Annotated in this window: 11 protein-coding genes and 1 tRNA gene; 8 read left to right on the forward strand and 4 right to left on the reverse strand. The window is 67.9% G+C overall.

The genetic code is table 11. The annotated features are described in order from the left end of the window. The first annotated feature begins 31 nt into the window (after positions 1-31). The 3 genes from ACLQ6X_RS13820 (at position 32) to ACLQ6X_RS13830 (ending at position 3,243) form a co-directional block, all read left to right on the forward strand. Positions 32-1,294, forward strand: coding sequence for an aspartate kinase (locus ACLQ6X_RS13820; RefSeq protein WP_411700743.1), 1,263 nt, complete (start codon positions 32-34; stop codon positions 1,292-1,294). 85 nt (positions 1,295-1,379) lie between these two features. After that, on the forward strand, positions 1,380-2,438 hold the full coding sequence (locus ACLQ6X_RS13825) for an aspartate-semialdehyde dehydrogenase (protein ID WP_411700734.1): 1,059 nt from the start codon (positions 1,380-1,382) through the stop codon (positions 2,436-2,438). A 127-nt stretch (positions 2,439-2,565) separates the two neighbouring features. Continuing rightward, the gene (locus tag ACLQ6X_RS13830; protein ID WP_411700735.1) at positions 2,566-3,243 is read left to right on the forward strand and encodes an SGNH/GDSL hydrolase family protein; all 678 of its coding nucleotides are present in this window, start codon (positions 2,566-2,568) and stop codon (positions 3,241-3,243) included. Here the strand turns inward: ACLQ6X_RS13830 and ACLQ6X_RS13835 are convergent. Further along, positions 3,224-4,006, reverse strand: a complete 783-nt coding sequence (locus ACLQ6X_RS13835) for a sulfite exporter TauE/SafE family protein (protein ID WP_411700736.1) — start codon at positions 4,004-4,006, stop codon at positions 3,224-3,226. The genes ACLQ6X_RS13830 and ACLQ6X_RS13835 overlap by 20 nt on opposite strands. A gap of 153 nt (positions 4,007-4,159) precedes the next feature. On the opposite strand from ACLQ6X_RS13835, the gene ACLQ6X_RS13840 reads away from it, so the two are divergent. The 5 genes from ACLQ6X_RS13840 (at position 4,160) to ACLQ6X_RS13860 (ending at position 9,420) form a co-directional block, all read left to right on the forward strand. After that, positions 4,160-5,590 carry a malate:quinone oxidoreductase gene (locus ACLQ6X_RS13840; protein ID WP_411700744.1) on the forward strand — a complete coding sequence of 477 codons (1,431 nt, stop codon included), beginning with the start codon at positions 4,160-4,162 and terminating at the stop codon, positions 5,588-5,590. 104 nt (positions 5,591-5,694) lie between these two features. Further along, on the forward strand, positions 5,695-6,906 hold the full coding sequence (locus ACLQ6X_RS13845) for a sensor histidine kinase (protein ID WP_411700737.1): 1,212 nt from the start codon (positions 5,695-5,697) through the stop codon (positions 6,904-6,906). Then, positions 6,903-8,063, forward strand: a complete 1,161-nt coding sequence (locus tag ACLQ6X_RS13850) for a hypothetical protein (RefSeq protein ID WP_411700738.1) — start codon at positions 6,903-6,905, stop codon at positions 8,061-8,063. The genes ACLQ6X_RS13845 and ACLQ6X_RS13850 overlap by 4 nt, the downstream gene beginning before the upstream one ends. Continuing rightward, positions 8,050-8,751 carry a response regulator transcription factor gene (locus ACLQ6X_RS13855; RefSeq protein WP_411700739.1) on the forward strand — a complete coding sequence of 234 codons (702 nt, stop codon included), beginning with the start codon at positions 8,050-8,052 and terminating at the stop codon, positions 8,749-8,751. The genes ACLQ6X_RS13850 and ACLQ6X_RS13855 overlap by 14 nt, the downstream gene beginning before the upstream one ends. After that, positions 8,752-9,420: a thymidine kinase gene (locus ACLQ6X_RS13860; protein ID WP_411700740.1), complete on the forward strand. Its 669-nt coding sequence runs from the start codon at positions 8,752-8,754 to the stop codon at positions 9,418-9,420. A gap of 99 nt (positions 9,421-9,519) precedes the next feature. Here ACLQ6X_RS13860 and ACLQ6X_RS13865 read toward each other — a convergent pair. The 3 genes from ACLQ6X_RS13865 to ACLQ6X_RS13875 all read right to left on the reverse strand — a co-directional run. Further along, positions 9,520-9,593 (reverse strand) — tRNA-Pro (locus ACLQ6X_RS13865). Between the two features lie 30 nt (positions 9,594-9,623). Continuing rightward, complete coding sequence (locus ACLQ6X_RS13870; RefSeq protein WP_411700741.1) at positions 9,624-10,595, reverse strand: metallophosphoesterase; 972 nt, start codon at positions 10,593-10,595, stop codon at positions 9,624-9,626. Further along, the coding region (locus tag ACLQ6X_RS13875; RefSeq protein ID WP_411700742.1) for a hypothetical protein at positions 10,589-10,781 on the reverse strand (193 nt) is incomplete at its 5' end. The genes ACLQ6X_RS13875 and ACLQ6X_RS13870, both read right to left, overlap by 7 nt.

The raw sequence follows: 10,781 nt of genomic DNA on the forward strand, positions 1-10,781 counted from the left end.
CGGCCGCACCTTTGAACCGCAGGAGAACCACGTGAGCCTGATCGTACAGAAGTACGGCGGATCCTCCGTTGCCGATGCTGAGGGCCTCAAACGAGTCGCCAAGCGCATCGTCGAGACCCGCAAGGCCGGCCACGAGGTCGTCGTCGTTGTGAGCGCCATGGGCGACACCACCGACGAACTGCTCGACCTCGCCGAGAAGGTCGTGCCCGTGCCGTCGGGCCGCGAGCTCGACATGCTGCTCACGGCGGGCGAACGCATCTCGATGGCGCTGCTCGCCATGGCGATCAAGAGTCTCGGCATCGAGGCACGCTCGTACACGGGCAGCCAGGCCGGCATGATCACCGACGCCCAGCACGGGTCGGCGCGCATCGTCGACGTCACGCCCAAGCGCGTGCGCGATGCCCTCGACGCCGGCTACGTCGCCATCGTCGCGGGCTTCCAGGGCTTCAACCGCGGCACCGGCGACATCACCACGCTCGGCCGAGGCGGCTCGGACACCACCGCGGTCGCCCTCGCCGCCGCCCGCGGCGCCGAGGTCTGCGAGATCTACACCGACGTCGACGGTATCTTCACGGCCGACCCCCGGGTCGTGCCGGCCGCTAAGAAGATCGACATCATCTCCAGCGAGGAGATGCTCGAGCTCGCGGCATCCGGGGCAAAAGTTTTGTATATCAGGGCCGTGGAGTACGCCCGGCGACACGGGGTGGTTCTGCGCGTGCGCTCGTCGTTCAACAACAACGAGGGCACTCTCGTGACCAACCCGAAGGATGGAGAGATCGTGGAAGAGCCAATCATCATCGGCGTCGCCGCCGACCTGAGCGAAGCGAAGATCACGGTGGTCGGTGTTCCCGACATCCCGGGCAAGGCCGCCCAGATCTTCACGATCGTCGCCAAGACGAACGCGAACATCGACATGATCGTGCAGAACGTCTCGACCGCGAGCGGACGCACCGACATCTCGTTCACACTGCCCAAGTCGGATGCGGCAACGGTCATCACCGCGCTCACCGCAGAGCAGCCAGATGTCGGGTTCGACTCCCTGCAGCACGACGACCAGATCGGCAAACTGGCGGTCGTCGGCGCCGGCATGCGCACCAACGCCGGGGTCACCGCGAAGCTGTTCACCGCGCTCTTCGACGCCGGTATCAACATCGAGATGATCTCCACCAGCGAGATCCGCATCTCGGTCGTCACTCGCGCCGACACCGTGAACGAGGCCATGCGCGTCGTGCACAGCGCCTTCGGACTCGACGGCGACACCGAGGCCGTCGTGCACGGCGGCACCGGCCGCTAAACCCCGCCGCCACACTGCGGCAGCCCGTACAATTGGGCAACACTGCGAGCCCCGACTGCGGGCCCCGAGCGACGAGCGGAACAGCATGAGCGACAACCACGGAGTACGAATCGGCGTCGTGGGCGCCACCGGCCAGGTCGGCGCCGTCGTGCGCAGGCTCCTCGAAGAACGCGACTTCCCGGTCGCCGAGATCCGCTACTTCGCGTCGGCCCGTAGTGCCGGCACGACCCTGCCGTTCCGCGGCGAGGACATCGTCGTCGAGGACGCCTCGACCGCCGATCCCGCCGGGCTCGACATCGCCATCTTCTCCGCCGGCGCCACCACATCGAAGGCGCAGGCCCCCCGGTTCGCCGCCGCGGGCGTGCTCGTGATCGACAACTCGTCCGGCTTCCGCATGGACCCCGACGTGCCGCTGGTCGTCAGCGAGGTCAACCCCGAGGCGCTCGCCGACGCACGCAAGGGCATCGTCGCCAACCCGAACTGCACCACGATGGCGGCCATGCCCGTACTCAAGGTGCTGCATGACGAGGCCGGGCTCGAGCGCCTCATCGTGTCGACCTACCAGGCCGTGTCCGGTGCCGGGCTGGTCGGCGGCGAAGAGCTCTACGAGCAGACGAAGGCGGCGATCGAACAGGATCCGCGATCGCTCGTGCACGACGGGTCATCCATCGATTTCGGCGAAGCCAAGACCTTCCCGAAGACCATCGCCTTCGACGTCATCCCGCAGGCGGGCAACTTCGTCGACGACGGCCTGTTCGAGACCGACGAAGAGAAGAAGCTGCGCAACGAGAGCCGCAAGATCCTCGGCCTGCCCGAGCTGCTCGTGAGCGGCATCTGCGTGCGCGTGCCTGTCTTCAGCGGACACTCGCTCGCGATCAACGCCGAGTTCGGTTCGGCTCTGTCGGTCGAGCGCGCGAAAGAGTTGCTGGCGGATGCACCGGGAGTAGTTCTCACCGACGTGCCCACCCCGCTCGAGGCAGCCGGACAGGACCCGTCGTTCGTCGGCCGCATCCGCCAGGACGAGGGCGTACCCGGCGGCCGCGGCCTCGCGATGTTCATCAGCAACGACAACCTGCGCAAGGGCGCGGCGCTCAACGCCGTGCAGATCGCCGAGCTGGTCGCCGCGAAGCTCGTCTCGGCGTAGGCCGCCGCCCGCGTCTGCGCCATTTCGGGTCACCTGCGTGTGCGCGCCGATGTGCAGTTGACCCGAAACCGCGCACACACCCGCGCGGCCGACCAAACCCGTCGCCCCAGGGTGTCGAATAGACGGCATGGGCACCCGCGCGAGACTCGTCATCGCGGCCGTGCTCTGCCTCGTTCTAGCGATCGGAGTCGCCGTGGCCCTCACCTCCAAGCCGTCGGATGACACGGCCACCGGCACCGGCACGCGGGTCGCGTTCTACGGCGACTCGTACACGCTCGGCACGGGAGCGTCGAGCCCGGACAAGCGCTGGTCGACGATCGTCAGCCGCGAACGCAACTGGAACGAGTTCAACCCCAGTGTCAACGGGCTGGGCTTCGTGGCCAACCGTGCCGATTCCGGCGAGGGCAGCAACGACCTGCCCGAACAGGTCATCGAGTCGAACCCAGAGATCGTGTTCGTGACCATGGGTCTTAACGACAACTTCGCCTACGACTTCCAAGCCACCGACATCCGGGCCCAGATCACGGCCGACCTCGACCGTCTGAAAAAAGCGCTGCCCGACGCCCGTTTCATCGTCGTCGAACCGTTCTGGTACACCGACGACCGACCGACCTCTGTCGACGTGATCGGCGGCTGGGTCGAGGACGCGGCCCGCTCGATCGGCGCCGACTACATCCCGGGCGCCTCCCGCTGGATCGAGGGCCACCCCGAGTGGATGGCCGCAGACGGGCTGCACCCGAACGACGAGGGCTACGCCGCTATGGCCGAACGCATGGAGACCGAACTCACGAAGCTGGGCCTCTAGACCGCAACGCGGCGATCGTCAGCTGTGCCGCCGCGATGAGCAGCAGCACCGCGAACAGGATGCCCGACAGCCGCGCCGGCATCACGAGCGCGAGGGCGACGCCGGGTATCGACCCGATCGTCGCGGCGATGCCGACCGCGAGGCCCGCCCGCACGTCGACGATCCGGGCCCGAGCGTTCGACGCGGTGCCGACGATCGCGGTCGGCAGCATCACGAGCAGCGACGTGCCCTTGGCCACGAGGTCGCTCGCGCCGAACACCGCGACGAGGGCGGGAACCGCGATCACCCCGCCTCCGATGCCGAAGAGTCCGGATGCCACGCCCATCACCAGCCCGAGCGCGATGTAGCCGAGCGCCACCCAGACGGTGAGTTCGACGCTCTCGCCCCGTTCGGGCGCGACGAGCAGCATGCGGGCGGCCACAGCCACGACGAGCGCGATGAACAGCCACCGCAGCCAGACGAGCGAGATGCGGCGCAGCAGCCGCGTTCCGACGAGCGTTCCGGTCACGGCGCCCACCGCCACGAGCCCGGCGGCGGCGAGGTCGATCTGGCCGTTCGCCAGGTAGGTGATCGACCCGACGAGCGCGGCGGGGATGATCGCGACCAGCGAGGTCGCCGCGGCCGCGCGCTGGTCCATGCCCGCGACCGCCACCAGGAGCGGCACCATGATGATGCCGCCGCCGATGCCGAACGCCCCGGAGAGCACGCCGCCGACCAGCCCGATGAGCACGAGAGCGAGCCAGTACCTGCGTGGGTTGTTCACATCGAACAGTGAACCATGCCCGATCGAGGCATATTCGTTGGTCGCCCACAAGGCGCGTCGCGGTCCTGTGGGCGCGGGCGGCCCTGCCCGTAAGCTGGGCGGGTGAGTTCTCCAGATTCCCCCGTCGATGTCGCCCTCATTGGCGGCGGCATCATGAGTGCCACGCTCGGCACGATGCTCAAGCAACTTCAGCCCGACTGGTCGATCCAGGTTCTCGAGAAGCTCGGCGACGCCGCCGAGGAGAGCTCGAACCCGTGGAACAACGCCGGCACCGGCCATTCCGCCCTCTGCGAGCTGAATTACACGCCGCAGAAGCCCGACGGCTCGATCGAGATCTCGGGCGCGGTGAAGGTCAACGAGCAGTTCCAGGTGTCGCGCCAGTTCTGGTCGCACCTCGTGGAGAACGGCGACCTGCCGGAGCCGTCGAGCTTCATCAACCCGACCCCGCACATGAGCTTCGTCTGGGGCGAGGGCAACGTCGAGTACCTGCGCAAGCGGTTCGACGCTCTGAAAGACCACCCGCTGTTCGAGGGCCTCGAGTACAGCGAAGACGCGAGTGTCATCCGCGGCTGGGCCCCGGTACTCATCCCCGGCCGGGCCAAGTCGCAGCCGATCGCCGCCACCCGCATCGCCGCGGGCACCGACGTCAACTTCGGCGCCCTCGCGGGCAGCCTCATGAAGTACATGGAGGACAACGGCGCCCAGATCACGTACGACGCCCGCGTCACCAACATCAAGCGTCAGAAAGACGGGCTCTGGCGCATCAGCTGCCGGCGTGAGATCGGCCTCGCGCCGTTCGACATCTACGCGCGGTTCGTCTTCGTCGGCGCGGGCGGCAACGCCCTCAACCTGCTGCAGAAGAGCGGCATCCCCGAGATCCGCGGCTACGGCGGGTTCCCGGTCAGCGGCGAGTTCCTGCGCACCGACAACCCCGAGCTCGTGGCCAAGCACCAGGCCAAGGTCTACGGAATGGCCGCGGTCGGCGCCCCGCCGATGTCGGTACCCCACCTCGACGCCCGGGTGATCGACGGCAACACCAGCCTGATGTTCGGGCCGTATGCGGGGTTCAGCCCCAAGTTCCTCAAGTCGGGTTCGGTTTTCGACCTGTTCAAGTCGATCCGCCCGCACAACCTGGTGCCGATGATCGCCGCCGGCACCGGCAACCTCAGTCTGGTGAAGTACTTGATCGGCCAGCTGGCCGCGAAGAAGGAAACGAAGTTCGCCGAGCTGCAGCAGTTCTTCCCGAAGGGCGAGCAGAAAGACTGGTACCGCATCACGGCGGGCCAGCGCGTGCAGGTGATCAAGAAGGACGCGAAGAAGGGCGGCGTGCTGCAGTTCGGCACCGAGGTCGTCGCCGCGGCGGACGGCAGCATCGCCGGTCTGCTCGGAGCATCGCCCGGAGCATCGACGGCCGCGCCCATCATGCTCGGGCTCATCGAGACGTGCTTCCCCGACCGCATCGAGGCGTGGACGCCGAAACTCACCGCCATGGTGCCCAGCTTCGGAAAGAAGCTTTCGGATGACCCGGCTCTCGCCGACGCGATCATGACGAGAACGGCGCAGACGCTGCGGATTCCGCGCTAGCGACCCCCGCGAACCTCCGAGACCGCCCGAACTGGGGTGCGACGTGAGTCATTAAACGCATTAGCGTCGTGACCACCACCGCCGAACACAGGGGGGAAGCTGAGATGTCTCTCGGGCTACCGGGTCATCTCGCACCCCATAGCGAGAGCCGCGCGTTCGCGCGCGCCGCTCACGTGATCTCGTTCGTCGTTCTCGTGGCCGCCCTCCTCATCGTCATCGCTCTGCAGAGCAGATGGCCCGAGGCGACGCTCTGGCCCGCGATGGCAGCTCTGCTGGTCTTCGTCGTGGCGCTCTGGCTGCTCGAGCGCTACCGCTCGGTGGTCTTCTCGGTGCTCTACCTCGTGGTGGGCACCGTCGCGGTGTTCTCGCTGGTATACGCCGGAACGGCGCAGTTTCCCGACGCGATCGCCACGGACAACTTCGTGTTCACGCTCGCGAAGATCGCCCTCACCGTGGTGGGAGGGGCGGGTATCGGCGTGTTCAAGGCCGCCACCTGGTGCGTGGCGGGCTACGTGCTGGGGGAGACGGCGACGATCCTCGCCGCGCTGCAGACCGGAGCGACGATCGTTCCCGACCTGACGGCGCTTGGGGTAGTCGTCGTCGTGGCGCTCATGTTCACGGTGGTCGGCCTCGGCCGGAAGCGCGTGCACCTGGCCCAGCCGAGCCTGCAGCGTGCCGCACGCGACGAACAGCTCTCCGACATCCGCCATCGCATCGAGGTGCGCGCCGCGGCCATGCTGCACGACACCATCCTCAACCACCTCGCCGCCGTGGCCGTGTCTGCCGACGGTGCCCTGCGCACCAGCCTGCGCGGACGCATCGAACGCGACCTGCAGCTCCTCGCGGGCGAAGAGTGGCTGCTCGCGCCGGCCGAGGGCGCCGGCCAGCGCGGCGACAGCCGTTCGGGCTGGTACGCCAGCCGGCTGTACCGGTCGATCGACGAGGCGCGCGACCTGGGACTCGAGGTCGTGCTGAGCGGCGACCCGAGCGCGATCCAGCGGCTCGACGCGCAACGGCAGCTGGCGGTCGGGCTGGCCGTCAAGCAGTGCCTCGTCAACGTCATCAAGCACGCGGGCACCGACCGTGCCGAGGTCGTGATCTACGGCTCGGAGTCCGAGGTCTCGGTCATGATCATCGACGCCGGCAAAGGCTTCTCCGAACGGGAGACCAGCCTCGACCGGTTGGGGCTGCGCCAGTCGGTGCGACGCCGGATCGAAACGGTGGACGGCACAGTGCAGGTCTGGTCGACACCGGGCACCGGTACATCCATTCTCCTGCGCCTACCCGCCGCCGAGCGGCCGGAGTCTGCCTCGTGAGTGCGGAGCGTGCCGTTCAGCAGCGGGATCCGCTGGCCGCGCTGGTTGGACGTCCCACGAGCTATCTCGCCGGACTGCTGCTGCCGGTCTACGCGGGCGGCATGACCTGGATCAACCGCGAGAGCATCGTCAGCGCGGGCTTCGCCATCGTCGCGCTGCTGTTCGTGGCGGTAGCGAGCCTCGCCCTCGTTCTGCGGTCGAGCCCGCTACGGGCGCCGCTCACCGCGCGCGCGCACGTGCTCGTGGTCGGCTCGGCGCTGGCAGCGATGGTGGCGAGCGACCTCTCGATGTGGGGCACCGACCCGTACGTGCGCGACAACTGGGGCGGCCCCGCCGTGGGGCTGTTCATCGTGGCCCTCGCCCCGTACCGGCCCGCGAGGGAACTCGCGCTCTCCGGGGTGTTCTCGGCGTTCGTGGCGGCGTTCGTGGCGCTCGTGCGCCCCGATTCCTTCGTGGTCGACGCGCCGGTGGGCGTCTTCGTGGTTGTCGCGGCGACGCCGATCCTGGCCATGTCGCTCGGGGCGGCGGCGTTCGTCGACGTGCTCGTGCGCAGCCTCGACCGCTGGCAGGATCGCGCCAACCGCGTGACCACCGCGATGTCGGGCGTGCGCGGCGACTCGATCGCGCGATCGGTGCAGCGCGACAGCGTGACCGTGCTCAACCAGGAGGTCGTACCGTTCTTCGCCGCGCTCCTCGAGGGCGCGGTCATCGACGACGACACCCGGCAGCGTGCGCGGGCCATCTCGAACGAGGTGCGCGCCCTGATGGTGGCCGACGTCGACAGAACCTGGCTGGAGAGCGTGATCGATCAGGCGGGGCAGCGCACGCGGTCGGCGTCAGCGGCCGCGGGAGCCGCTGTGAAAGACGAACAGCGCCTCGCCGAGCACATGTCCACCGACGAGCGCACGGCGCTGCGAGCGTTCATCGTGGCCCTGCACGACGAGCAGACGCTCGGCGACGCGGGGGCCGAGATCGCGATCACCGGCGCTGACAAACGCTGCGACGTGGTGCTGCGGGCCCGCCTGGATTCCGAACTGAACGTGCTGAAGGGCCCGCTCGCGCCGTTCCTCGCCGTGGTGCGCGTGATGTTCGGCGACCTGCAGGTCGAGCACGAGCACCCCGAGCTGACACTAAGGTTTTCATATGAGCAGCGTTGAGGGTAGGCAGGCCGGCGGCCCCTCGGGCGCGGGCAACGTGCCCGATCCGACACGCGTGCGGCTGGCGATTCTCGACGACCACGAGGTCTTGCTCGACAGCCTGAGCAGCTGGATCTACGCCAACGCCCCCGACTTCGACCTCGTGTTGAGCGCGAGCACGTGGCTTGAGCTCGTGCACAGCGACAACTTCCCCACCGACCTGGTCTTCCTCGACTTCCAGCTCAAAGAACCCGTGTCGATCGAGGCCAGGGTGCGCACCTGTCGTGCCGCCGGGGCCAAGGTGATCGTGCTCACGAGCCTCGACAGCCGCGAGTCGCGCGACCGCGCGCTCGCCGCGGGCGCCGCCGGGTTCCTCTCCAAGACGCTGCCGATGCGCGAGGTGATGGACGCCGCCCGGGCCATCATGGGCGTGCGCCCCAACACCGTCGTGCAGCGCGACTGGCGCCCGCTCCCGGTGGGGGCCACGAGCCAGTCGCGCCCCAAGCTCAGCGCGGGCGAGATCGAGGCGTTCCGCCTCTATGTCTCCGGTTACAGCACCGTCGAGGTGGCGAGCAAGATGAACGTGCAGTACGAGACGGCGAAGACCTACCTGCGCCGGGTCCGCGAGAAGTACGCCAAGGCAAACCGCCCGGCGAGCAAGAAGGCGGAGCTCATCCGACGCGCCGCAGAAGATGGATACCTGCTCTAAATGTCGAAACTCTACTTTCGCTACGGTGCGATGAACAGCGGCAAGAGCACGGCGCTGCTGCAGGCCGCCTTCAACTACGAGGAGCGCGACCAGCAGGTTCTGCTCGCCAAGCCCCGCATCGACACCAAGGGCGACAACGCGATCGTCTCGCGACTCGGCGTCACCCGTGCCGTCGACTTCACCGTCGGCCCCGACGAAGACATCTACGTCGCCTTCGCGCGCGAGCGGGCCCGCGTGCTCGCACAGTCCGGAAAAGACGTCAGCTGCCTTCTCGTCGACGAAGCCCAGTTCTTCTCGGAGACCCAGGTCGACGACCTGCTGCGCATCGCGATCATCGAGGGCGTGCCGGTGCTGGCCTACGGCATCCGTACCGACTTCCAGACCGTGGCCTTCCCCGGCAGCCGCCGGTTGCTCGAGATCGCGCACTCGATCGAGGAGCTCAAGACGATCTGCCGCTGCGGACGCAAAGCCGTGTTCAATGCCCGCACCGTCGACGGCCGCTTCATCTTCGATGGCGAGCAGGTCGCCATCGACCTGGTTCAGGATGTCTCGTACCAGTCGCTCTGCGGAAAGTGCTACCTCGAAGAGAGCGACGGCGTTCTCAACAACGGTCGCCGCCAGCGGGTCGAGGCCGCGTACGGGACCGAGCCCGACCCCGACTTCGCCTGAGCCGCGTCATCCGCCCGCTGTGTGGGAAGCACCACCCGCACAAGCCGCGACATTAAACACAGAACGCCCTCCCGTGAAGGAGGGCGTTCTGTGTTTGTGTCGGGGTAGCGGGATTCGAACCCACGACCTCTTCGTCCCGAACGAAGCGCGCTACCAAGCTGCGCCACACCCCGATCTTTCCCGTCGCTAGCGACGTGAACCTATCAAGAATAGCTGAAATCTGACGCGGTTAATGTCACTACGACCGCTTCGGGCCGGCAGGCGAACCGGAACGGCGCGTAGATCGACGTTCCGATGCCCGCGGATACGTTGAGATAGGCGGCACGACGCGCATTGTGCCAGACGCTGAGCCCCTGGGCCTGGTCGCGAGGAATGTCGCAATTCGTCACCAGAGGGGGCAGTCCGGGCAGGCGAACCTGCCCGCCGTGGGTGTGCCCGGCGAAGATGACGTTGGCGCCGTTGTTGACGAACGAGTTGAGCACGCGCTGGTACGGGGCGTGCGTGACGCCGATCGAGACCGACTCCTGGCCGCCCGGACCGGCCGGCCATTCGACGTTCTCGCGCATGTCCTCGATCACGCCGGGGAGGGTGCCGAGCTTGTCCCACCCGCGGTGGGCGTCGTTGACGCCGAAGAATTCGAGCCGCGAGCCCTTGATCGTCATGGCGCGGGCCGTGTTGTTGAGGCTCAGCCAGCCGAGCTCCTCGTCGAAGTAGCGTTCCATGCGCGGGGTGTCGAGCACCACGGAGGCCTTCTTGTGTTTGCTCGGCCCCGTGAGGTAGCCCACGGGGTTCTTGAAGCTCGGGCCGACGTAGTCGTTCGATCCGTTCACGAAAACGCCGGCCGTGGAAGCGAACGGCGCGAGGGTGTATTCGAGCGCCTCGTAGGCGTCTTCGTGGCCGAGGTTGTCGCCGGTATTGATCACGAGGTCGGGCTCGAAGTCGGCGAGGGAGCGCACCCACTCCTGCTTCGCCTGCTGCCACGGCGCGAGGTGCAGGTCGGCGAGATGCAGCACGGTCAGCGACCGGGCTCCGGGCTCGAGAATCGGCAGCACCTCGTGGCGCACCATGTAGCGGTTGCGCTCTACGAGGCTGCCCCACGCGAAGGCACCCGCGCCGACGGCGGCCGCCGCGCCGAGCGCGGTGGCTGCCGTCTTGGCGACGGGGTGGGTCAGCACGCGATGCGTCCGACGCCGAGCGTGATCGGATCGGTGAGCCGCACGACGGTTCCCGGTGCCGGGTTGCTCGATACGACCTTCGTGTCGTTCAGCGCGTCGGTCGGCGCCAGCTTCACGCACTTCTCGGTGACGGAGGTGAACCCCGCCGTACCCAGTGTCTGTTTCGCGGCGTCTGCGGTCGGAGCC

The organism is Conyzicola sp. (assembly GCF_046714715.1).
Lineage (GTDB): Bacteria > Actinomycetota > Actinomycetes > Actinomycetales > Microbacteriaceae > Conyzicola.